Source organism: Gracilibacillus boraciitolerans JCM 21714 (assembly GCF_000521485.1).
In the GTDB taxonomy this organism is placed as follows: Bacteria; Bacillota; Bacilli; order Bacillales; family Amphibacillaceae; genus Gracilibacillus; species Gracilibacillus boraciitolerans.
The window spans coordinates 38,181-63,506 of record NZ_BAVS01000016.1 but is presented as its reverse complement, the minus strand read 5'-3'; the positions used below and the strand labels follow the sequence as shown (position 1 = coordinate 63,506).

At 36.0% G+C, this 25,326-nt stretch carries 15 protein-coding genes and 11 pseudogenes; 1 reads left to right on the top strand and 25 read right to left on the bottom strand.

The features are described 5' to 3' along the window. Positions 1-34 precede the first annotated feature (34 nt). The 13 genes and pseudogenes from JCM21714_RS11055 to JCM21714_RS11000 form a co-directional block, all read right to left on the bottom strand. Positions 35-831 (bottom strand): annotated as a pseudogene (locus tag JCM21714_RS11055) (MBL fold metallo-hydrolase). A 3-nt stretch (positions 832-834) separates the two neighbouring features. Next, a complete protein-coding gene (locus tag JCM21714_RS18375) occupies positions 835-1,176 on the bottom strand; it encodes a hypothetical protein (RefSeq protein WP_052000524.1) in 342 nt (113 codons plus the stop codon). A gap of 56 nt (positions 1,177-1,232) precedes the next feature. Then, a complete protein-coding gene (locus JCM21714_RS23025; RefSeq protein ID WP_052000523.1) occupies positions 1,233-2,339 on the bottom strand; it encodes a two-component system activity regulator YycH in 1,107 nt (368 codons plus the stop codon). A 44-nt stretch (positions 2,340-2,383) separates the two neighbouring features. Then, positions 2,384-3,139: a two-component system activity regulator YycH gene (gene yycH / locus JCM21714_RS23020; protein ID WP_035724331.1), complete on the bottom strand. Its 756-nt coding sequence runs from the start codon at positions 3,137-3,139 to the stop codon at positions 2,384-2,386. After that, positions 3,136-4,967, bottom strand: a pseudogene (gene walK / locus JCM21714_RS11040) (cell wall metabolism sensor histidine kinase WalK). Before walK ends, yycH begins: the two are co-directional and overlap by 4 nt. A 6-nt stretch (positions 4,968-4,973) precedes the next feature. Next, a complete protein-coding gene (gene yycF, locus JCM21714_RS11035; RefSeq protein WP_035724329.1) occupies positions 4,974-5,681 on the bottom strand; it encodes a response regulator YycF in 708 nt (235 codons plus the stop codon). A 216-nt stretch (positions 5,682-5,897) separates the two neighbouring features. After that, positions 5,898-7,304 (bottom strand): M23 family metallopeptidase, encoded by a 1,407-nt coding sequence (locus tag JCM21714_RS11030; protein WP_035724326.1) that lies wholly within the window; start codon positions 7,302-7,304, stop codon positions 5,898-5,900. 215 nt (positions 7,305-7,519) lie between these two features. Next, a pseudogene (locus JCM21714_RS11025) lies at positions 7,520-8,810 on the bottom strand (adenylosuccinate synthase). 124 nt (positions 8,811-8,934) lie between these two features. Continuing rightward, a pseudogene (gene dnaB, locus JCM21714_RS11020) lies at positions 8,935-10,300 on the bottom strand (replicative DNA helicase). A 77-nt stretch (positions 10,301-10,377) separates the two neighbouring features. Beyond that, positions 10,378-10,830 (bottom strand): 50S ribosomal protein L9, encoded by a 453-nt coding sequence (rplI, locus tag JCM21714_RS11015; RefSeq protein ID WP_035724323.1) that lies wholly within the window; start codon positions 10,828-10,830, stop codon positions 10,378-10,380. Beyond that, positions 10,827-12,806 (bottom strand): DHH family phosphoesterase, encoded by a 1,980-nt coding sequence (locus JCM21714_RS11010; RefSeq protein WP_035724320.1) that lies wholly within the window; start codon positions 12,804-12,806, stop codon positions 10,827-10,829. The genes rplI and JCM21714_RS11010 overlap by 4 nt, the downstream gene beginning before the upstream one ends. A gap of 131 nt (positions 12,807-12,937) precedes the next feature. Then, the gene (locus JCM21714_RS11005) at positions 12,938-13,510 is read right to left on the bottom strand and encodes a DUF2232 domain-containing protein (RefSeq protein ID WP_035724317.1); all 573 of its coding nucleotides are present in this window, start codon (positions 13,508-13,510) and stop codon (positions 12,938-12,940) included. Then, entirely contained in the window at positions 13,507-13,767 is a 261-nt protein-coding gene (locus JCM21714_RS11000) for a YybS family protein (RefSeq protein ID WP_035724315.1), read from the bottom strand. Before JCM21714_RS11000 ends, JCM21714_RS11005 begins: the two co-directional genes overlap by 4 nt. Positions 13,768-14,033: 266 nt before the next feature. On the opposite strand from JCM21714_RS11000, the pseudogene JCM21714_RS10995 reads away from it, so the two are divergent. Continuing rightward, a pseudogene (locus JCM21714_RS10995) lies at positions 14,034-14,816 on the top strand (HAD family hydrolase). 84 nt (positions 14,817-14,900) lie between these two features. Here JCM21714_RS10995 and serA read toward each other — a convergent pair. The 12 genes and pseudogenes from serA to rsmG all read right to left on the bottom strand — a co-directional run bounded on the left by serA (position 14,901) and on the right by rsmG (position 25,314). Continuing rightward, positions 14,901-16,492, bottom strand: a pseudogene (gene serA, locus JCM21714_RS10990) (phosphoglycerate dehydrogenase). Between the two features lie 481 nt (positions 16,493-16,973). Then, entirely contained in the window at positions 16,974-17,204 is a 231-nt protein-coding gene (gene rpsR / locus JCM21714_RS10985; protein ID WP_035724312.1) for a 30S ribosomal protein S18, read from the bottom strand. Positions 17,205-17,224: 20 nt separating this feature from the next. Next, positions 17,225-17,769, bottom strand: a pseudogene (gene ssb / locus JCM21714_RS10980) (single-stranded DNA-binding protein). A gap of 15 nt (positions 17,770-17,784) precedes the next feature. Beyond that, positions 17,785-18,075, bottom strand: a complete 291-nt coding sequence (rpsF, locus tag JCM21714_RS10975) for a 30S ribosomal protein S6 (RefSeq protein ID WP_035724310.1) — start codon at positions 18,073-18,075, stop codon at positions 17,785-17,787. A 131-nt stretch (positions 18,076-18,206) separates the two neighbouring features. After that, positions 18,207-19,310, bottom strand: a complete 1,104-nt coding sequence (ychF, locus tag JCM21714_RS10970; RefSeq protein ID WP_035724307.1) for a redox-regulated ATPase YchF — start codon at positions 19,308-19,310, stop codon at positions 18,207-18,209. A gap of 205 nt (positions 19,311-19,515) precedes the next feature. After that, on the bottom strand, positions 19,516-19,710 hold the full coding sequence (locus tag JCM21714_RS10965; RefSeq protein ID WP_035724304.1) for a DUF951 domain-containing protein: 195 nt from the start codon (positions 19,708-19,710) through the stop codon (positions 19,516-19,518). 43 nt (positions 19,711-19,753) lie between these two features. Beyond that, positions 19,754-20,764, bottom strand: coding sequence for a YkvI family membrane protein (locus JCM21714_RS10960; protein WP_035724301.1), 1,011 nt, complete (start codon positions 20,762-20,764; stop codon positions 19,754-19,756). 150 nt (positions 20,765-20,914) lie between these two features. Further along, positions 20,915-21,626, bottom strand: a pseudogene (locus JCM21714_RS10955) (DUF554 domain-containing protein). Between the two features lie 79 nt (positions 21,627-21,705). Further along, positions 21,706-22,544, bottom strand: a pseudogene (locus JCM21714_RS10950) (ParB/RepB/Spo0J family partition protein). Further along, positions 22,537-23,296, bottom strand: a pseudogene (locus tag JCM21714_RS10945) (ParA family protein). The pseudogenes JCM21714_RS10950 and JCM21714_RS10945 overlap by 8 nt, the downstream one beginning before the upstream one ends. Before the next feature lie 206 nt (positions 23,297-23,502). Continuing rightward, positions 23,503-24,363, bottom strand: coding sequence for a nucleoid occlusion protein (gene noc / locus JCM21714_RS10940; protein ID WP_035724296.1), 861 nt, complete (start codon positions 24,361-24,363; stop codon positions 23,503-23,505). Positions 24,364-24,596: 233 nt separating this feature from the next. After that, positions 24,597-25,314, bottom strand: a pseudogene (gene rsmG / locus JCM21714_RS10935) (16S rRNA (guanine(527)-N(7))-methyltransferase RsmG). Positions 25,315-25,326 lie beyond the last annotated feature (12 nt).

The following is a 25,326-nucleotide window of genomic DNA, read 5'->3' as shown; positions in this document are numbered from 1 at the left end:
GAAACGTGAAATTTTATCCGTTTGATACGAAGGATTAGACTACTTCATAGAGAGGGGTTGGTGTTTTTGCATCTGTATCATGTATGGTTAACTGTTTACCAACCGGAAAGCCGTAATCCGTTAATCCATTTTCAACTGACATTTTCGCTAATTCCTTCATATTATTATCTTTGCTTAAATGTGCTAAATAAATACGTTTTGTTTCATTTTCTATAATATCTTTTAATGCCAGCGCGCAATCATCGTTGGAAACATGACCACTATCTCCTAGAATTCGTCTTTTAACACTCCATGGATAGCGACACATTCTCAACATTTCCACATCATGATTTGCTTCAAATATAAGTGCATTTGAACCTTGGACCGTTTTCTTTATTCTTTCTGAAACATATCCTAAATCTGTTACGAGAGCGACTTTTTTCCATCATGATGAAAGGTATAAAACATGGGTTCTGCAGCATCATGTGAAACTGCAAAGGATTCTACATCAATGTCTCCAAAGGTCTTTGTTTCTTCCATATTGAAAACAAATTTTTGATCAAGCTCAATCTTTCCAATTAGATGTTCCATTGCTTTCCACGTTTTTTCATTGGCGTAGATTGGTAAATTATACTTTCTGGCAAGAATGCCAAGACCTTTAACATGATCACTATGTTCATGGGTGACTAATATTTTGGATATGCTAGCTGGATCGATATTAATTTCGGATAATAATCGTGTCATTTGTTTTCCACTTAATCCAGCATCGACTAATATTTTTTCCTTTTCTGTTCCTATATAGAAAGCATTTCCCGAACTACCGGATGCTAATACACTAAAATGTAACGTCATTACTTATTCCACTCCATCTTTTTGTTCAAATTTTTCTAGTAATTGCTGAACAAAATTTTCAACATCCTGCTCTTGCCATTCTTCATTAGTTGCCTCTATCTGTGCAGTGCTATATACTGCAAAATACTCTTCAATTAGTAATTTCATTTCTTCAATAAAGCTTGCCATTTCTCTTTTTGCATAATGACCTTCAATTGCATTCACATAGAAAAATTCATTATTATTCACTTCAAATTCCCAGGTTGGCGCTAACACCTGAACACCATTAGGTAATGGCAATAAGTTATGATAACCCAATGTGACCTGTTCCGTAATTTCATCTCCTGAGACAATATTCCCCCTCACTAAAATACAGTCCCAATAAAGCATCAAATGGTTTCGATATCTCTACGGGATCTTTATTAATCTCTTCTGGAATGGCTGACTCCTCCACCTTTTCTAATTCTGTTTGCACATAATGTGTGACTTTCGTTTTTTTCGTTTTCATGAATTAGCAACACACCACTCAAATTGAAATAAACCGGTTGATCAATGCGTTGGAAAAAGATATGAGTATTGGATTGTTCGTCTTCTCCAAAATAATCATAGCTATCCAGACTCCAAATTAATTCACTGAGCGCTTCTGGCCGTTCTTCAACATTCATCGCAACTGGCGTTTTTAGGCCTGATAATATCAGATGATCATCAATAATCAGGCTGTTTTGGTTGGGAAGGGACACTATTTTCTCTAAATCTGACTCGGTTAGTTCTTTGCGTTGTGCATATAGCATTGCTTGTTCCGATGGTGTTTCTATTGGAATATTATCCAATCCATTGACATTATTTTTAACATTTTCTTCTCTGGGCATATCGTCTGTCAATTTATATTCATCCGGTGAATTGTTTATAAAATGATGTAACAAAAAAACATCAAGGACAAGAAAGCAAAGAATGAAAAGTGTTTTAATTTGCCCCCCCATTGCATTTGGATTCCCTCCTTGATTATTAGATGTCACATTACTTGAGACATATTGCCAACCTGAATAAGTTTCAATATACCAGGTCGGAATTAAATCGAAAATTTGCCCATCCTGCTGGATCCGATATCCGAGTTGTATATCCAAAATATCTTTTAAAGCAATCGTGTCACTTTGTTCTAAATATTTTTTTAATTGAGTACCTGTTAGTAAATTCGTTGATGCTCGATCATAGGATGTCGTTAATTCCATTATCGGTCGATTATACATGTATTCTTCCTGGTTTTGGTAGGTGACAGAGATTGATGCTAATCCGTGGGAAGAAAATACCGGATAATTGTTATAAATCATTCGATATTCTACCGTATTAGCTATTTCACTCAACTTATATAATCGATATTCAATCCCCCCCTCTCCACCTATCCATCCGTCATGAGAATTAATATATTCGATCGAATTTGAAAGGAGAAAGTCGGCTTGATTACTGATATTATTCTCTGCATTTTCCTGTTCTTGCTGATTTTCAGAAGTAGTGAAGTTAGTAAATTCCATAGCAAATCCCTTTTTAACGATTTCCCTGTACCCATCACTATAGACTAGCCCCCCCCATCAAAATTAGGCGAGCTAACAATATTTGCAGGCTTAGGGAAAAATACTGTCTGGAAATCTGTGGAATCAAGATTAAACGTCTGGTATCGAAACTTTTTGCCATTAATATTCGGTTGATTTGGGATATAGAATTTATTTTGATTATTTACTTCGATTGATAATAAAGGTGTAAAATCGTGGACTAAGCCCAGACGATCAAAGTATTCTGCCACTTGAGAGATATTTTGAATACTTGCTCGAATATCGATTCCGTCCTGATTCTTGTTATCAAAAATAATTTGTCGATTCGTTAAATTTTTATCTGCTATTAAATAGATCCTGTTAAATTGACTATCAATTAACATACTATCATCTGTGTGAAATAACTCCTTAATAAGATATGAAGGAATAGAAGCAGGAAAAATAATTTCAATCATTTTTTCCTTTTCATCTTTCTTGAACTCTTCATTTTCAGGAATCATTTCAAAATCATAAAGAGACCATTCAAGAATATCATTAAAAACAGATAATTCTGCTTGCTTATCCGAAAAACCCATTAATGCTTCTTGTTCATGTATCACTAATTGTGAAGGTTGGATCAATTCTTTCTTAGTCGCTTCTGTTCCATTTAACGTCGAGTATGTTGCCTGATCGCTTCCCGACGTCTCATAATCCCCCTGATAGTTCCAAATTCCTAAGGTCAGTAATAGACTTAGGGACACTAAAAATAGCAATAGTACAGTTTTCATCACTTCTATTTTCATTTTCTACTACCCCCCCGCTTTCGATTGACTAACGGTAGTGTAAAATAAACGGTCGTTCCCTGACCTTCAATACTAGAAGCCCAAATCTGACCATGATGTGCAACAACAATTTCCCTGGAAATAGCTAATCCTAAACCTGTTCCACCAAGTTCTCTTGACCTTGCCTTATCTACACGATAAAAGCGTTCAAATATTTTATCAAGTTTTTCCACAGCAATACCTAGCCCCCCCTGATCAGAAATACTAATCCGCAGTCGATGGACTTCCTTCGCAACTTGAAAAGTTATTTTTCCACCCTCTGGAGAGTACTTAATCGCATTAGACATAATATTATCAATTACTTGTGTGATTTTATCTTTATCCACCCACACAAAAATTTCTTCATTAGGAATTTTGCGTTCAAAATCAATTAAAGCTGCTTTATTCATATCAAATCGGTCTAAAATGTGATGAAAAAGAGGTATGATATCAATTCTTTCCTTATACATTGTACTTTCCTTATGATCCATTTTTGACAACTGTAACAGGTCATTCACCAAGCGAATCATACGTTCTGTTTCATTTTGTGTCACTTGTAAAAACTGTGGAGCTAACTCTTTATCTTCCATTGCTCCACCCTCTGTCAAAGCTTCTAAATAGCTTCTCATTGTTGTTAAAGGTGTTCTTAATTCATGAGATACATTTGATACAAACTCCTTGCGCTCACGATCTACTTTTTCCTGTTCGGTAACATCACTAATTACAGTAATTAATCCCATAAATTTCCCTGCTTCATCCTGTACAATTGAAAAGTTAGCCTTAATTAAAAACAACTGCTCTTCATCACTAAAATCAATTGTTAAGGAACCTGCTTCTTCTAATTCCTTTGCATCGATGACCTTATCTTCCACCTGTAAAACTTCTACAATAGGCTGTCCCTTTGCTTGATGCAGTGTCATCCCAATTAATTGTGTAGCAGGGTGGTTCATTAAGGTTATGTTACCTTCTTCGTCTGTTGCAATTACTCCATCAGACATATTGGAAAGAACAGAGCTCAATTTTCGGCGCTCTTCCTCTGTAGTCTGGTTGGCTAATTTTAACCGATCATTCATATCATTAAATGTAATCGCTAATTGTCCAATTTCATCGGTTCCATATACATTAACTTTCTTGGAGAAATCGCCTCGCGCCATTCCCATTGCTTGTTTTCGCATTTCTGTAATTGGTTTTGTTATGGTCCGAGCCACTAATATACCTAATATAATTGATACAATTATTGCTAAAATAGTACCATTAAGGAAAATTCGATTGATTTGCTCTAACTGGCTATAAACTTGTTCGATTGACGCTTCAGAATAAATTGCTCCTACCGGTACCCCATTATCCATAATCGGTATCGTTCGTACTAATACACGATCAGTGGTTTCGCTATTCCTTCTAACCTCATCATCTGGCTGCCCGTGAACAATGGCCATTCGAATACTTCCGTTCCCAGAAATCTTCTTCCCAATCATGTCAATTCTATTGGAACCCAGCACACGAAATTGCGAATCAATAACTTTAAGATCAGAAAAAAGATCACTATAATACCTCGATGTAATATCACGTATCTCTTCTTGGAGGGTAGGTCCTTCATCATCTTCCGACCTTTCCTTACCAAACGCTTCCTCCACGTTAGCTGTTAACACTTGTAATCTATCCTCGACGTTTTCTTTATGGGTATCATATAGCTGGTTTCCAACCGCTCTGCGAAATACGTGCCGATTACTTGGATTGCAAGCAATAAAAATAAAGAAAGGATGACGATAATCTTTAAACGGATAGATTGAAAAAAACTAACTCTCTTCATTTATCATTACTCCTGTTCAGGATTTCGCAAATAGTAGCCGACTCCTCTTCTCGTTACAATCCATAAAGGATTACTTGGATTATCTTCAATTTTTTCCCGCAATCTCCTTACCGTCACATCTACGGTTCTTACATCTCCATAATAGTCATAACCCCCCCACACCGTTTCTAATAAATGCTCTCTTGTCATGACTTGTCCAATATGACGTGCTAAATAATGAAGCAATTCAAATTCACGATGGGTTAATTCGATATATTGGCCGTCTTTTGTCACCGTATAGGCATCCGGATGAATTACCAATGTACCTATTGTAATATCGCCGTTTTCTTGTTTCTGATTAGTTGGTTCTACCTGAATTCGTCTTATATTAGCCTTTACTCTTGCGATTAATTCCCGATTGCTAAAGGGCTTTGTCACATAGTCATCTGCTCCTAATTCCAAACCTAATACTTTATCAATCTCAGCATCCTTTGCTGTTAACATAATAATTGGCATACTATGTGTTTTTCTTACTTCCCGACATACTTCATTCCCGTCTTTTTCGGGTAACATAATATCTAGTAATATTAAATCAGGATCTTTCGTTGTTGCTAATTCAATTGCCTTGTTTCCATCATAGGCAACCAACACTTCATATCCTTCTTTTTCTAAGTTGAATTTTAATATATCTGCAATGGGCTTTTCGTCATCTACTACTAATATTTTTTGACTCATAAAAGCACGTCCTTTTAAATTATAATTTTCCTTCATATTCTATTCTAACCGAAATTGACAAAAAAGTCTTATCGTATCGCTAGCGTTTTGCTATCATTTTAAACGGAATTAGAAACAATATATTAGATACGACCTGGAACGTTCTAAAAAACCTTGCTACTTTTTTCTGTAACAAGGGTTTTGGTATCTTTAGTTTTGGGTATTGTATTTATAGAATTAATACAAAGTTGCCGGGTTTACAAGGGAGCCATCTTTGTATACTTCAAAGTGTAAATGGATGCCTGTAGAAAATCCTGTCGTACCCATCACACCGATTTTTTGTCCTGCTTCCACTACTTGTCCAGATGAAACATCAATTGATGCAAGGTGCGCATAAACTGTACGGTATCCGTTATTGTGGTTAATCACAACTTTATTTCCATAGCCGCCACTGTCCCAACCAGCAGAAGTTACAGTACCGTTATCGGCTGCTAAAATCGAACGATTGCTGACACCTGCAATATCAAGCCCTTTATGGTAAGAACCCCATCTTTCGCCAACATGACTGGTGATAGTGCCACCAACAGCAGGCCATTGAAAGCTTCCCGAACCACGGGATGATACAACTTTTGTGCCTTTTACAATTACCTTATTAGTAGGTTCCTTCGTAATGTTTTCAGCCAAAATTTCCATTTCAACACTTTTACCGTTTATTTTTTCAATACGATAATGAGTCTCCACGGTACCATTTTTGCCCTCGTGCTTCACTTCTTCTTCACCTTTATACATATCTTCTGACTCTTCTATTTCTGTTTCAAAAGCAATTTTGTCTTCTTCTAACTTCTCTTCTACTACTTTTACTTCGACATATGGTTCAAATGCTGTCACATTCAGCTCATCACCAATTTGAATGACAGAATCTGCATTTAAATTTGGATTTAATTCTAGTAATTTATCTATTGATAAGTCATATTTACTTCCAATCGACCCTAACACTTCGCCAGCATTCACGATGTGTTTTTTATTCTCGAGTGTGCCCTTTTCAAGTAATGTAAGACCTTCTTCTACGGTTAAAATCTTATCTTCAGCAACTTTTGATTTTTCAAATGTAACTTCTTTCGTAAGTGATACGTCTATAATATTAGAATCTCCTGCAGATAATGGTTCCGTTTCTGCTGAATCATTATCTAATTTTTCTAATATGTCGGAACTAACGTATTTTTCTTTATAGGATTGAATTACCTGATTTGCTTTTTCCTGTTCAGAAAAGTAACCAACTACTTTATCCCCCCCTATTTTTAATGCTTGTGCTTCGACACCTATTGTAATCTCTTCCTCTAAATAATCTAGCACTTCCTGATTATCTGCCTTTGAGGAAAATACTTGCTCTGTTACATAGGAAACCTTCTCGTTTATGGTATATGTATAATTATTCTCTCCTTGATGATGAGAGATTGTATCCGTAATATATTTCTCTACTACCTGCTTTTGATCTACAATACCAACGTGTTCATTGTCTACATACACGTGATAAACATTGGTTAGCTCTGTGTCGTCCGCGAACGCTATCTGTGATGTAAGACCTAAAGCTACTACACTAGCAACCGTTAGATGCTTTACATATCCTTTTACATTCCCTAGCATTTTTGCTTCCTCCTATAACCCCCAAAACATACTTTTTTTATATTATCTTTAATTCGAGTGTTTCCGCTTTAATTAATCTATCATATCCTTCTTACGAATTAAATGGTTTTAATAGGAATGTAATACAACTGTATAATAAAACCCATTAATTTACATGAAAACACAAAAAAAGTCACTCTAATATAATTTTGAGTGACTTTTTAACTTACTCTTATTTAGCTGTATACGCTTCTTACAATGTTCGTTTGAGAACGGTCTGGCCCCCCCACAGAAAAGATGGAAAGCGAAATCCCTGTTAACTGTGAGATACGCTCTAAATAATGTCGGGCATTTTCAGGTAATTCATGCAATGATTTCACACCTGTTAGATCTTCTGTCCAGCCAGGCAGTTCTTCATATATCGGCTCACATTCTGCCAGAACTTTCAAACTTGCAGGAAATTCTTCCATGATTTCTCCCTTATATTTATATGCAGTACATATTTTTAATGTTTCGATTCCTGTTAATACATCAATAGAATTCAAAGATAAGTCAGTAATACCACTAACTCGACGTGCATGTCTTACAACGACACTGTCGAACCATCCGACACGGCGAGGTCGACCTGTTGTAGTCCCATATTCATTACCAATCTCACGAATCTTGTCACCCACTTCATCGTGTAATTCAGTTGGGAACGGACCATCGCCAACGCGAGTCGTATATGCTTTTGACACACCTACAACATGATTAATCTTAGAAGGACCTACTCCTGAACCAATCGTCACTCCACCAGCAATCGGATTGGAGGATGTTACAAATGGATAGGTTCCCTGATCAATATCCAACATTACACCTTGGGCTCCTTCAAATAGGACCCGACGTCCACCATCCAACGCTTCATTTAATACAACCGAAGTATCAGCAACATATTTTTTTAACTGTTGACCGTATTCGTAATATTCTTCTAAAATATCTTCTATTTTCAGTTCTTCTGTTTCATACACTTTTTTAAACAGGCGATTTTTTTCTTTAAGATTACTTTCTAATTTTTCCTGGAAAGTTTCTTTATCCAATAAATCAGTTATACGGATACCTACACGTGCTGCTTTATCCATGTATGCTGGTCCAATACCTTTACGTGTTGTTCCAATCTTATTGACACCTTTATCCTCTTCTTGCAAGATATCCAATTTTAAGTGATAGGGTAGAATCACATGTGCACGATTGCTGATTCGTAAATTATCTGTGCTTATATCCCTGTCATGCAGATATTTTAATTCCTCTATCATTGCTTTCGGATCGATAACCATTCCGTTTCCTAGTACACAAACTTTATCATCGAAAAAGATCCCTGAGGGAATTAAGTGTAGTTTATATGTAATACCATCAAATTTAATAGTGTGTCCTGCATTATTACCACCTTGATAACGTGCTACAACCTCTGCGTTTTGGGAAAGAAAATCTGTGATCTTGCCTTTTCCTTCGTCTCCCCCATTGTGTTCCTACAACTACTACTGAAGACATAAACGGCACCTCCGCCTTATCATTTTATTCATTCCAAACTAATTCTACCAACGATAATGACCAATGTCAATTGTATATACGAACAATTCTTTTGTTTATATTAATATCGTTCGTGAAACATGTTTCACCCTGGTGGTACATCGCCGGCTTGGTAGCGGTGATCGAGATCGACGAATTTATTATATTCTTTGACAAATGCTAGTTCTACTGTACCAACTGGGCCGTTACGCTGCTTTGCGATAATTATTTCAATAATATTTTCTTTCTCTGATTCCTGGTCATAATAGTCATCACGATATAAGAAACCAACAATGTCGGCATCTTGTTCAATACTCCCGGAATCACGTAAGTCAGACATCATTGGTCGTTTATCCTGGCGCGACTCGACGCCACGGGATAACTGAGATAAAGCAATTAAAGGAACATTTAATTCTCTTGCTAACCCCCCCTTTAAGGACCTTGAAATATCTGATACTTCCTGTTGTCTGTTCTCTTTGGCGTTTCCGCTTCCTTGAATAAGCTGGAGGTAATCGATTAAAACCAATCCCACTCCGTGTTCCTGTTTCAAACGACGACATTTAGAGCGAATTTCATTTACCCGGATACCTGGTGTATCATCAATGAAGATCCCGGCGTTCGATAAACTACCCATTGCCATTGATAAACGTCCCCAGTCCTCTTCTTCTAAAGAACCGGTTCGTAATCGTTGGGCATCGATATTGCCTTCTGCACATAACATCCGGGAAACTAACTGATCTGCACCCATCTCCAAACTAAAGATGGCCACATTCTCATTTGTTTTAATTGCCACGTTTTGGGCAATATTTAAGGCAAAAGCGGTTTTCCCCACTGAAGGACGGGCAGCAACGATAATCAGATCATTTTTCTGAAAGCCTGATGTAATATAATCCAGGTCGCGAAAGCCTGAAGCAATTCCGTTCACTCCGCCGTCATTCTTGTGCAACCTATCAATATTATCATAGACTTCCATTAAGACATCTTTAATATTCTTAAAAGCGGATGCATTTTTACGATTTGAGACCTCCAGTATCCGCTTCTCTGATTCATTGAGAACTTCCTCAACATCATCTTCTTTGGAATAACTATCGGTAACAATATCCGTTGCCGTACGTATCAATCTTCTCAGGATTGATTTCTCTTCCACGATCCGACAATAATAAATCATATTAGCTGCTGTAGGTACTGCATTTGCCAAGTCACTCAAATAGGAAACACCGCCAACATCATCTAACTGCTGTACATTGGACAAAGACGTTGTCGTCGTAACAATATCGATTGGTTCCCCTTTATCTGAAAGATCTAACATTACTCGAAAAATCTGTTGATGACTGGCACGGTAAAAATCTTCCGGGATTAATATTTCAGAAGCACTTGAAATTGCATCCGGCTCTAAAAAGATGGCCCCCCAGCACCGCTTGTTCTGCTTCAATATTATGTGGTGGCGTTCGCCCTTGTATTGCATCTGCCATATCCTTGCACTCCTTCTTACTGCTTCAACCCATTATAAGAATAAAAAAAGGGAAGCACGAAAAACTCCCCCATTTCATTACGCTTCTACAACATGTACCTTGATCATTCCTGTTACTTCTGGATGAATTTTTACGGGAACATTCGTATAGCCTAAAGCACGAATGGGCTGATCTAATTCAATCTTGCGCTTGTCCATGCTGATGTTATGGTCTTTTTTTAAGGTTTCTGCAATTTGCTTACTGGTAATAGAACCAAACAAACGACCTGCTTCCCCCCCCGATTTTGCTGTTAATTTCACTTCTAGATTTGCTAATTTTTCTTGCAGTTGTTTCGCTTCGTCTACTTCTTCTTGTTCCAGGTTTTGTTCTTTCTTTTTCTTTGCATCCAGTGCTTTCATATTACCGTGATTTGCTTCCACTGCCATGTTATTTTTTAACAAAAAGTTTCTTGCATACCCATCTGAAACGTTCTTAACGTCCCCCCCTTTTTTTCCTTTTCCTTTTACATCCTGCGTAAATATTACTTTCATTCTGAATTTCCTCCCTCATAATATTCATCAATAATGTCCTTTAACCATTCATAAGCATCAATTACTGCCATGTCATCTAACTGTGTAGCGGCATTCGTTAAATGACCACCACCGTTCATTTTTTCCATAATAACTTGAACGTTGACACCACCCAATGATCTGGCACTAATTCCAATTCGTCCATCTTTTCTTTCTGAAATGACAAAGGACGCTTCCACGCCTGTCATCGTTAACAGAGTATCTGCAGCCTGAGCGATCACAACTGGTCCATAAGCTTCTCTGGAATTTCCGACAGAGATTGCAATATTACCCCGATAAATATTTGTGTTTTCAATAAGTCTACTGCGTTTCACATAAATATCCAAATCTTCTTTAAGGAATTTCTGGACCAGCACCGTATCCGCACCCTTTGAACGTAAATAGGATGCTGCATCAAAAGTTCTGGATCCGGTTCGCAATGTGAAACTTTTGGTATCTACGATCATACCCGCCAATAACGCTGTCGATTCTAACATGTTTAATGTCAGTTTACCTGGCTGATATTCCAGCAATTCTGTCACAAGCTCAGCGGTAGACGATGCATATGGTTCCATATAGACTAAGATAGGATGATCGATAAATTCTTCACCACGTCGATGATGGTCGATAACTACCACATGTTCTGTTTTCTGAATTAATTTTTCCTCTTGTACTAATGAAGGTTTATGGGTGTCAACAACGACAAGCAAGGTTTCTTTCGTAACAATGTCTAAGGCAGAGTCAGGATCAATAAAGTGAGACCAAAGTTCATCATTCTCTTTCATTTCTTCTACCAGCCGCTGGACACCTGTATCAATATCATTTTCGTCTAACACGATATATCCGTCGATATCATTTGCTTGTGCTATCTTTAAGACACCGATCGATGCTCCAATCGAATCCATATCAGGAGCTTTATGCCCCATTACTAATACTTGATCACTTTCTTTTACTAATTCCTTCAAGGCATGGGAGATAACTCGTGCTCTAACTCGTGTTCGCTTTTCCATTGGGTTCGTTTTACCACCATAAAAACGCACTTTCCCTGATTCATCATCTTTAATTACAACCTGATCCCCACCTCTGCCTAAGGCTAAATCCAGACTTGATTGCGTCAATTCACCTAAATTAGGTAATGTCTCACAACCCAGGCCAATACCTATACTTAATGTGAGTGGAATATTCTTATCGGTTATTAACTCTCTCACTTCATCTAATATTTCAAATTTAATATCCTCTAATTCTGACAATATTCTCTGATTCATCACAGCAAGGAATCTCTCCTGTGATGTCCGTTTTAGATAAATTCCGTGTTCGTTTGACCATTTATTCAGAGTAGATGTTACTTGTGAGTTGATGTGACTCTTCGCTGTATCGTCTAGATTTTGGCTAATTTCTTCATAGTTATCTAAAAAGATAATCCCTAATACTGTTTTATCATTTTGATATAAACACTGTAATTCCGTTTGTTTCGTTCGATCAAATAAATATAATAGACGTTCTTCTCTTTTATTATAGACTTGGAAATCATATTCATCGATTGTCAGCCAAAATATCTCTTTCTCATCTTTTAAAATGGATGTTATATCATTTGACAATACTTCTAAGTTTTCGCCAACCAAGGTCTCTTCTTCCGTAAATTGACTCATATACGGATTTGACCATTTGATTTGATAATCATCACCATATAGGATAATACCAATTGGCATCTCTAATAAAGCTTCCTCCCCAACTTTTTTAACCCGATAGGAGAGCGTAGAGATATATGCCTCTGTCTGATCCACTAGTTTTCGCTCTCGTTGGAAGCTATAATATAATGATATGGTAAACAAAACAGCTATTATAATTCCTAGAATCCAATGATAATAAAACAGGAAGATAAGCAACACAAATGATAATATATAAATAGCAATTATATGCCGTCCCATCACTACTGATTTATCCATTAATTTTGGCATTTGTTCAGCTCCTAACCAAAGTCCTCTTTACTTTGCCATTCTTTTTCTTAATTCAAATCCTAAATCAATTATACCTAAGATTCTCATCAAATAAAGACCTAACACAGGAAAAAGTATGACGAATATAACACTTAGAACAGGTAATGCCATTGATTTACGTTTCGTATGACTATAAAAAATACAAAGGATAAACCATTCAGGGCGATTAGGATTCCTCCTAATTGAAATACATTCAAAACGATAACGGAAGCAGTTGTTGAATAATCACTCGCCACAAAAAGGGAAATAATTAACATAAGGAAATAGATCCATAAAATAATTTTAGGTAATTGTAATTTGCGAAAAGCCGGGAAATATAATTGTTCCTTATACCATTGGTTCATAATCTTATAGGTTATCCATTGTGTCAAAATCGCCAAAGCCATCGATACTACTACTAAAATTACCGGCAGCAGTTGTAACACATTCATCATTTGCTCACGAACTAATTCAAAATCCTGCTGACCCATCCCAATACTCTGAAATAAATCTTCTGTCATCTGCAATGAGTCGTCAATGGTGGTCTCCAAATAATCCGTAATCGAAAATTGTACAATCATCTCAATATACATATAAATCAGCACTAAACCTAATGCATATCCTGCAGTACCCTTCGCCCATGTTTCATAAGGATGCTGTGCCTTTACAATCGAACATGCTATCATACCCCCCCGCTAATTAACGCTAATACAGTTAGAGGTATAGAGAAATAAGGAAAAACAAACAAGGAAAATACGAACATGATTCCCATTGCAATTGCTGCCCACTTTAGTTGATATTGTTTCATTACTAATATAATAGGGAGCGGAAGCAAAAAGATCATAAATCCCGATAGGAAAGGAATAAATATGGCTGCTAACACGAGCAAGAAAAATAATCCGATATATAAGAAAAAATCTATTTTAATTGATTTGGGGACCATCTACATTTCACCTTCTTTCCAACAGATGCTTGCGCTTAACTTGTTACTCATCTTTGATGGAAAAAGCACAGCAAGAAAGTGCTGTGCTTTTCCTATTTTTATAACCTAATTATATACGATACTCCTACTACCGACAAATCAAAGCAACTAAAAATCAAGACTTTGATCGTCTGCCTATTTGTTCACCACTGATAAGCAGTACTATGATAAAATAATAGACACTGATTATTATTGTCCAATACCAGCTAAACAGGAGGAAATAAACTATGATAACAACGATAATATTTGACCTTGATGATACCCTTCTATGGGACAAAAAGAGTGTAAAGACAGCCTTTGAAGAAACGTGTCAACTTGCGCAGAAAAAATATCAACTTGATCCCGAAAAATTAGAAGAAGCTGTGAGAGAGGAAGCCCGTAAGCTATATCAAGGCTATGAAACCTATGAATTCACTCAAATGATTGGTATCAATCCCTTCGAAGGATTATGGGGGGGTAATTTTTTAGACGATCATACCTATTTTAAAAAAATGGCCGAGATTGTCCCTAACTACCGGAAGGATGCTTGGACAAGAGGACTATATCGACTCGGAATTGACGATTCAGAATTTGGTGCCTATTTAGGAGAACAATTCCCTATCAAGCGGAAAGAAAATCCGTTTGTTTTTGAGGAAGTATTTTCTATTTTAGAGAAATTGAAAAAAACTACCAGTTAATTATGTTAACGAATGGATCACCGGAATTACAGCATACAAAATTATCGATCACCCCCAGAATTAAACGATTATTTTGATCATATTATAATCTCCGGAGATTTTGGTAAAGGGAAACCGGATCCGAGTATTTTTGAACATGTATTAACGACGGCAGATGTCTCCAGGACAGAGGCAATAATGGTTGGTGATAATTTAATGACAGATATCCTAGGAGCTAACCGTGCAGGCATTAAAAGTGTATGGATTAACCGTGACAATAAACAAGCAACAGAAGTTAAACCGACCTATGAAATCAGCCATTTAGAAGACTTGTTTGAATTACTTCATAAATAAAGTTTTGCGATAAATAGAAAGAGCACTCCTGAAATGGACTAGCGAAAGCCATATCGGAGTGCTCTTATGCTATTTGTTATGGAATTAAAGTTCCATAGCTGTTAGTTTTTCAATTTCATCTAATTGTTTTAATGCTTCAACATCTGCATCTTCCAGGCTTTTATCGACGGTTAAAATCATAATTGCCTCTCCGCCAACGCCAGTACGTCCTACTTGCATTGCGCCAATATTAATTCCCTTTTCAGCAAGCAGGCTACCTACTTTACCAATAACACCCGGGCGGTCATTATGCTTAATAACCACTAGATTCCCCCCTCTGGTACTAAGTCAACACTGTATGCATCAACTTGTACAATACGTGGTCCTAAGCCATTCAGTAATGTACCTGCAACAGAACGAGTCACTTCTTTGGTTTTTACTTCTACTTTTAATAGGTTTGTAAAACCCTTAACGGCAGAAGTTTTGTTTTCATTTACTTGAATACCACGTTTTTCTGCTAAATAAGATGCATTCACATCATTCACATGGTCTCCTAAGTGACGTTTTAGCAACCCTTTAATCGTATTACGTGTGATTGGAGCTACTTCTTGTTCAGATAATTCACCGGAATAGGAAATATTAATTTCTTCAATAGCATCTGTTGCCAAATAAGTTAAGAAAGTACCCAATTTTTCTGATAAGTAGAAGTATGGTTCAATTTTACTCATGATTTCTTTTGGTACAGATGGTAAGTTAACAGGATTTTTTGCGACACCTTCTGTGAAGTACCTTACCACATCATGACTTACATCAATCGCAACATTTTCTTGTGCTTCTACCGTACTTGCACCTAAGTGTGGTGTTCCAATCACTTCAGGGAAATCAAATAAGCGGTTATCTACAGCTGGTTCTTCTTCATATACGTCAAGCGCAGCACCGGCAACTTTTCCTGATTTGAGGGCTTCATATAAAGCATCTTCATCAAGTACACCACCACGTGCACAGTTAATGATCCGTACGCCTTCTTTCATTTTTGCAAAAGCTTCTTTATTAATAATATGCTTCGTTTCTTTCAATAGTGGCGTGTGAATTGTAATAAAATCTGATTTTGTAAAGACATCATCAAGTGTACCATATTCGACACCAAGCTTGTCCGCTCTTTCTTTAGTTAGAAAAGGATCATAGCCAATTACATTCATGCGCTGACCTTTTGCACGAAATGCTACTTCAGAACCGATACGGCCCATACCAATAATACCCAATGTCTTCCCATTAATTTCTACCCCCCCTACATGTGTTTTACGATCCCAATTGCCATTTTTCAATGCTAAAAAGGCTTGCGGAATTTTACGAGATAGAGACATCAACATAGAAATCGTATGCTCTGCAGCAGAGTTGGTATTACCATCTGGTGCATTTACGACAATTACACCATATTCTGTTGCTGCGCTTAAATCGATGTTATCAACACCTACGCCTGCGCGACCAATTATTTTTAACTTACTTGCCTTACTAATGATATCTTTTGTTACTTTTGTTTGACTTCTTACAAGCAATGCATCATAGTCACCAATTTTTTCAGCCAGTTCATCTGGAGATAACTCAGTGTCAACGTCTACTTGAATATTATCTGCTTCACGTAATGGCTGTATACCATCTTCACTTAACGGATCACTAATTAAAACTTTAAATGTCATAGTTGTCCCCCCCTCCACTAATTTTATATATTGTTCATTATAGCTTATAAAGCCTGTTTCGTGAATGTTTTCACTTATACTTCTTGCTTTTTTAAGAAAATTCTTTCAACACTAAACATTATAGCACTTTTGCCAGTTAATAAATAGAAATGTAGTAAGAAAATTTAGACTTTTTAATCTTTTTCATTTCTATTTGATTAAATGTTCTCTCTATCATAGCAAATTAATTGATATTGTCAATACGAATCACAACTAAAACCTCATTAATGTTCGTGTTTTATGATTAATTATGGGTAATATTATAGATAAAGTTGTTTAAATCAGCCATAAAAACGAACATTTTCATACCACTCGCATTCATTGTATAATTTTACATAGCGGAGGCGTCCACTATGACTCCTGAGGGATCAGCGTGATCTGAAGATCCACATTATATAAAAAGGGCTTGGGGTAGTTTACTACTCCAAGCCCTTTACTATCATTACTCAGTCACATATGGTAATAGTGCCATTTGACGAGCACGCTTAATTGCTATTGTCAATTTACGTTGGTATTTTGCAGAAGTTCCAGTTACACGACGAGGAAGAATCTTTCCACGTTCAGAAACGAAACGTCTTAATAAGTCAACATCTTTATAGTCGATATGTGTAATACCGTTCGCTGTAAAATAACACACCTTACGACGCTTTGCGCGTCCACGACGAGCTGCCATAATCAAAAACCTCCTTTAGATTAAAATGGTAAGTCATCATCAGAAATATCGATCGGCTCTCCACTATCCTGAAACGGACTATCGCCTCCGTTATTTCCTTGATTATTTTGGTTATTTTGATTTTGATTATTGTTATTATTATTGTTTTGATTATATTGATTCTGGTTTGCTTGACTCGGTTGGTTCTGATTCTGATTTTGATTATATCCTTGAGATCCCTGGTTAGGTTGTCCACCACCAGATCCACCTTTAGATTCCAGGAATTGGATGGAATCTGCTACTACTTCTGTAACAAAGACTCGCTGACCTTCCTGATTATCAAAGTTACGGGTTTGAATTCGGCCGTCTACACCGACTAAACTTCCTTTGCCCATGTAGTTAGCAAGATTCTCTGCTTGCCTTCTCCATGTAACACAGTTAATAAAGTCTGCTTCGCGTTCCCCTTGCTGATTGGAAAAAGGTCTATTACAGCTACTGTAAAATTGGCTACCGCTACGCCATTTGGTGTATAACGCAAATCAGGATCTTTCGTTAACCTGCCGACAAGCACGACACGATTTAACATCAGAACCACTCCTTATTATTTATCGTCTTCGCGAATTGCCATGTAACGTATAACGTCTTCAGAGAATTTCGCTTGACGATTAAATTCGTTAATTGCTTTTTCATCACCAGCAAATTTAATAATTACGTAGTATCCATCACGGTGATCATTGATTTCATAAGCAAGACGTTTCTTACCTACTTCTTCAACTTTTTCAATTTCCGCACCATTATTCGTAAGGTAACCACTAAAACGCTCAATTAAAGCTTTCTGTGCTTCCTCTTCGATATCTGGGCGGATGATGTACATGATTTCGTATTTATTCATCCGTTTACACCTCCTTTTGGTCTTGGCGGCTCTATTTTATAAATAGAGCAAGGAATAATAGTCTCATTACTCACAATAAATTATTTTATCATTTTTTCAATAATAATGCAAATATTAATTTAGTAATTTCATTATACGTTAAAACGGAAATGCATCACATCTCCATCTTTCACCAAATAATCTTTACCTTCTAACCTTACTTTACCCTTTTCCTTAGCTGCCTGTTCAGAGCCTGCCTCCACTAAATCCTCATAGGAGACTGTTTCTGCGCGGATAAATCCTTTCTCAAAATCAGTATGAATAATTCCTGCAGCTTGAGGTGCTTTGATCCCTTTCTTAAATGTCCAGGCCCGTACCTCTTGTTCACCTGCAGTAAAGTACGTTGCAAATCCCAATAATTGATAGGTGGCTTGGATCAATTGATCTAAACCTGATTGAGCAATACCCAATTCCTCAAGAAACATTGCTTTCTCTTCGCCATCCAATTCAGCTATTTCAGATTCAACCTTTGCGCTAATAACGATAAACTTCGCCTCGTCTTTTTCGGCAAACTCTTTTACAAGCTGCACATACTTATTATTATCTATGTCTAATAATTCATCTTCACCAACATTTGCTACATATAATACTGATTTGCTTGTTAATAGGTGGAAACCTTTTACTAGTTTTTGTTGATCTTCAGTGAATTCGACTGCGCGAGCAGGTATTTCCTCTTCAAATGCGTCTCTTAGTTTAGAGAGCACTTCAAATTCTGCCATTGCTTCTTTATCCTTTTGTCTTGTCAATTTTTCTACGCGTTGAATTCTTTTCAAAACGGTTTCCAGGTCAGCTAAAATTAATTCTAAATTAATGGTTTCAATATCTGAAATGGGATCTACCTTTCCAGAGACATGTGTTATATTATCATCTTGAAAACAACGCACAACATGACAAATAGCATCCACCTGACGTATATGGGAAAGAAATTTATTGCCTAACCCCTCACCTTTACTTGCACCCTTAACAATCCCTGCAATATCAGTAAATTCAAATGCTGTGGGAATTGTTTTCTTGGGGGGGTTTACTAATTCTGTTAATTTTTGAAGTCTATGATCAGGGACTTCTACGATCCCTACATTTGGATCAATTGTACAGAAAGGATAGTTTGCTGATTCTGCTCCAGCCTGCGTTATTGCGTTAAATAATGTTGATTTACCCACGTTAGGTAAACCGACAATTCCTGCTGTTAATGCCATGTAACTTTCACTCCTTAAGGATTGCGTCCATATGAACGTTTCAGTCATACCAATTATAGTGATACTTTTAATAATTGACAAGTTATTAAAAAACAAAAATCAAGGGATTGATGTCCTTGATTTTCTGATTATTCCTATACCAAAATACCATTTTATATAGAAATCACTTGTTAAAAAAATGGATTTGTTTCACGTGAAACATTTTTTATTCAGCATTTACGAGTACCTTTTTCAATTTTTGTTCGAAACGTTTGCGTGGCAGCATTACACTATGCCCACAACCCTCACACTTAATTCGAATATCCATCCCCATACGAATTATCTTCCAACGATTTTCTCCGCATGGATGGGACTTTTTCATTTCTACGATATCGTTTAATTCAAATTGTTTCCGTTCCATCCTATCACCTCATCAAAACAACGCCTACTCTTTCATTATTATATTAGATTTTCTTATAAAATGGAAATAGTAAGATAGCACATAATAAATATAAATTTACAATGCCGTATATTGGATATAATAAAGCAATTAGGGTAGAGAAGCCTATTTTTGTTAATGGGGTTAAAATAAAAAGCAGCACACATGCTATCTGCCACATATTATATTTTATAAATCTGGCTAACCTTGTTACGATACCAAGAACACTGGATACAGCCGTGGTAAAAATAGCGAACCATAATAAGACGGTCATAATAATATACGTATAGTCAGGATAATTCTTTAAAATTGCAAACAATGGTATTTCATATAAAATAATGATTTCCGAGATTTGGATGAGACTGTTATTATATAAATACGAGGTAAATCCCAAGATAAGGCCACTGCCAATACTAGCAATTATAATTTCCCCATTTGACTTGATCTGATCCCCTACCGCTCCAAGCACGGCTAAAATGGACAATATATTTAATGCAGTGAAAGTAAAGGCAGCCATCCAGTTATCCTGATGATCCAGTTTTATCATAAAGGTAAGTTTTTCATCCAATGAGTATATGACTAATATCGATAGTAAGCCTACCATTAAAAGAGGTAATACCGCTACATTAAAGGTAAGTACTCCATTAATTCCCTTCATGAATATCAGAATAATAAATAGAATGATAAAAAAAATTCCAATCCATTTAGAAAGAAAGAAAGCCTCAAATGTCGCACCGCTTCCAGCAATCATTATAACTGTAGTGGACATTAGGTAAAAAAAGATTAATACATCGTAAAATCTGGCAATTTTGGTACCTAACAAAATTTCTAATAAATTATAATAGTTTTTTGTTTGATTGGCATAGCTTACTTTCATAGTAATGGCTACCGCACAAATAAATAATATGGTAAATAAAATAATGGCTAGTCCACTTTCGTGACCGAAAAATTGCCATAATTCACGACCAGAGGCATATCCAGCACCAACCATTGTTCCAATGATTAAAAACATCCACTTCATTCCAGATTTCCACATATTTTTGCCTCCAAAAAGCTTTAGATATAATAAAATATGCAACAGGAGACAAACCTATGTGATAAATATTCTTATCGTCAAAGCTTGACTTTATAAACCTGAACCGTAAAGTGAATGGTTATTTAGAAAGTATAATAAATCGAAACAGCTTTAAACAAGTAATGAATAGCTAAAGTAAAAGATAATAAATACGAAGATAGCAGGCAGGAAATCACCAATTTTAATTTTTGTGATATTCAATATATTTAGCCCAATCGCTAATATTAACAGGCCACCAATAGCAGTAACTTCATTAATAAAACCATCTAATACCTGTTGTGGCAGCCATTTATTTATCTGAACAGCTAATAATGCAATTGATCCTTGGTATAAAATAACAGGGATAACAGAAAAAACAACTCCAAATCCTAAGGTAGTGGTTAAAACCATCGCCATAAAGCCGTCTAAAAATGCCTTTGTTATTAAAACCTCATGATCATTCCTTAAACCCCCCATCAATTGCACCTACAATCGCCATCGCACCAATTACAAATATTAAAGTAGCAGTTACAAAGCCTTCTGTTAAATTACGTTTTCCATTACCTTTTTTATTCAATCTAGTTTCAAGTTTTTTCCCAATTATATTCAACTTATCCTCTAGCTGGATACCAGTGCCAATAAGCGAGCCTATCAAAAGGCTTAAGAGAATTAAGACAACATTATCTGCTTGTATGGCCATCTGAATTCCGATTATAGCTACTACTAATCCTATTCCTTGCAATGCGGTTTCTTTCATTCTATCTGGAATATTTGTAAAGATAAGGCCTAAAATTGTTCCAATGATAATACATAAACCATTCACTAATGTCCCTAATAACACCATTTTCGTTACTCCTTCATATCCATAAAATTCACAATGAAAAGGTCTGATTGTTTGACTAGCAAACAATCAGACCTTATGGTTATTCCATTTTGTCCAAAATACGATTTAAATCATCTTCAGAGAAAAATTCAATCTCTATTTTACCTTTTCTTTTACCTTTGTTAATTTTAACGTTAGTTCCAAAAAGGTCTTTTAAATGATTTTCTTTTTCTGTTATAAAAACATCTTTCTTTTCTTTCTTTTTCTTTTGTTTAATTTGATGATTATTTAGTTCGTTTACTAACGCCTCTACCTGGCGGACATTAAGCTTCTCTGTAGTTATACGCTTTGCTACTGGTATCATTCGATTCTCATCTTTTAGTCCTAACAATGCTCTACCATGTCCCATTGAAAGTGCCCCCCCATGATTTATCTGAGTAATAATATCTTCCGGTAAACTTAGTAAACGCACTAAATTCGCAATATGTGATCTGCTTTTACCGAGGCGCTTTGATAACTGATCCTGAGTAGTGCCTAATTCCGTAATCAGTCGCTCATAGGCAGTAGCTTCTTCTATAGGAGTTAAGTCTTCCCGTTGGATATTTTCCAGTAATGCTAATTCCATCATTTGTTCGTCCGTTAAATCCTTGATTATTACAGGGACGGTTTCTAAATTAGCTTCTTTTGCTGCACGGAATCTTCTTTCTCCTACTACAATTTCATAGCCTCTGATACTTTTACGGACAATAAGTGGTTGTAGTATGCCATGCTCAAGAATCGATTCTTTTAATTCATCGATTGCATCAGCTTCAAAGACTTTACGAGGTTGATATGGATTTGGCCGGCACTTTTTTAATTCGATCTCTTCTATCTTATCTGAATCTTTTTCCTCCATTCCTGGAAAAAAGCGTCTAATCCTTTACCTAATCCTCTAGCCATCTGCAAGCACTTCCTTTGCAAGATCAAGATATACTTCTGCACCCCTTGATCTAGAGTCATAAGTTATAATCGGCTGACCATGACTTGGTGCCTCACCTAATCGAACATTTCGAGGTATAATTGTCTGGTAGACTTTATCCTGAAAATATTTCTTTACTTCCTCGATTACCTGCAGACCCAAATTAGTTCTGGCATCTAGCATAGTTAATAGAACACCTTCTATCATCAGCTCTTTATTTAAATGTTTCTGCACCAATCGAATCGTATTTAGCAATTGACTTAGTCCCTCTAATGCATAATATTCGCATTGAACCGGAATTAAGACAGTGTCAGAGGCTGTTAGTGCATTAATAGTTAATAACCCTAATGATGGAGCAGTCTATTATGATAAAATCATATTGATCTCTGATATTATCAATTGCTTTTTTTAATCTCACTTCACGTGAAATAGTAGAAACGAGTTCTATTTCCGCACCAGCTAGTTGAATGGTTGCGGGAATAATATCTAAATTTGAAATCTCCGTATCTATACACACTTTACTAGTTTCAATATCATCCACTAATACATCGTAAATACAGTGGTTAACATCTGCTTTATTTATCCCTACACCACTAGTAGCATTCCCTTGTGGATCTATATCAACTAATAATACTTTTTTATTAAAATGTGCTAAACCTGCACTCAGATTAACGGAAGATGTTGTTTTGCCGACGCCACCTTTTTGGTTTGCAACGGCTATTACTTTTGCCATGATGTGTCACCTACCTCTTGCTTCATTATCATTTATTTTTATTTTATCATTGTTTCTAGTAAATAAATATTTCTTTTTAGCAAAATTTAATAAATAGTGCTATCGATTCAATAAAATCTATCAATATTACTATATATTAAAATTAATTATACTTTCTCATAAAACAACCCATCTTCTTTGATCATTAAAGATGGGTCTTTGTTTTATCATTTTTTCTTTGATATTTTAATAGTAATTTGATAAAAGTCCTCATGATCTTGTTCATCTGTTTCTAAATCTATACCAGCATCAGATACCATGTCTAAGGATTGCCGGATCGTATTCATCGCTATTCGCATATCCTTATTGATTCCCTTTTGACGTGGTTTCTTGGGTTTTTTCTTGTCTGTCATTAATCTCTCAATCTGCGCTTCCGTTTGCTTCACATTCAAATCTCTCTCGATGATTTGATTTAATACTTTTAATTGTAACTCTTCGTTTTTTAGTATGATTAAAGCCCTTCCATGTCTTTCAGTAATCTGCTTTTTCAATATGGCTTGTTGCACTTCTTCTGGCAGTTTTAACAGGCGCATTTTATTAGCTATTGTAGATTGATTCTTCCCTAAACGTTGTGCCAGGGCCTCTTGCGTTAATTCATGCAACTGAATTAATTTTTCATATGCGGCGGCTTCTTCAATTACCGTCAGTTCCTCCCGTTGCAAGTTTTCTATTAACGCTACAGATGCGGTTTCCTTATCTGTCATTTCACGAATAATGGCAGGGACCTTATCCCAATTAAGACTTTTAGCTGCACGCCAGCGTCTTTCCCCAGCAATTATTTCATATTTATCTGTAGCATTTTCAATTCGACGTACAACGATTGGTTGGATCAAACCGTGCGTATGTAACGTTTGGGCTAATTCTTTAATTTTTTCCTCATTAAATATTGATCTTGGTTGGAAACGATTTGCCTCAATAGCATCAATGTTAATAAAGACCACTTCATCCTGAAGACTATTTGTATCTTCTATGATGTTTTCTTCAGCTTTATCGCCAATACCAAAAATACGACCAAATGGGTGTAACATATTAAACACCACCTTTTTTCTGCTTCAACAAATTCAAAAAAAAAAATTCGTCATCTACTTTAAAGTATATAAAAGGGAAAACTTGCTTAAATAATTGTTTTAAGCAAGTCATGGAAGTCGTTATATATTCCAAAATGTTTCACGTGGAACATAACTAGTAATCTGTTACTATCATTTTATCATAAAAATACAAAAAGCGATAAATTTTATGCCTTATTTTTAAAAATAAATAATTATAGTGGGTTTTTATTAGGCACACCTGGTTTTCTAGGAAAATTCTTTGGCGTCTTCCTTTTTTTATCAATAAATAAGATATTTCTTTCTCCATTATTTTCAGGCAACTGAAAATGTTCTATCTTTTTAATTTTACCTCCAAGTAACTCAATTGCTTCTTTACCATCTGCTAATTCTTCTTCCATGTGAGCACCCTTCATTGCAATAAACATACCATTTGTGCGAATTAAAGGTAAGCATAATTCTGACAGAACTGATGTTCTTGCTACAGCGCGCGCCATTACAACATCAAATTTATGTCTGAATTTTTCATTTTTCCCAAATAACTCTGCGCGATCATGGTAAAAGGATACTCCCTCTAGTTCTAATTCAGATGCTAGATGATTTAAGAATGTAATTCGCTTTCTTAATGAATCAACTATAGTAACTTGCAGATGGGGGGGAAAGAGAATTTTTAGCGGAATACTTGGAAAACCTGCCCCCTGCCCCGACATCACACACATGTAATTCCTGAGTAAAGTCAAAATAAAATGCAGCCGTTACCGAATCAAAGAAGTGTTTAGCGTATACTTCTTCTTTTTCGGTAATTGCTGTTAAATTCATTTTTTCATTCCACTCTACTAATGTGTGATAATAGGTTTCAAATTGTTGTAATTGGTTGTTTGAAGGATTAATACCTTTTTCCTGCAAATTTTCTTGAAAAGACTGGAGATTCATTTAGCCACTCCT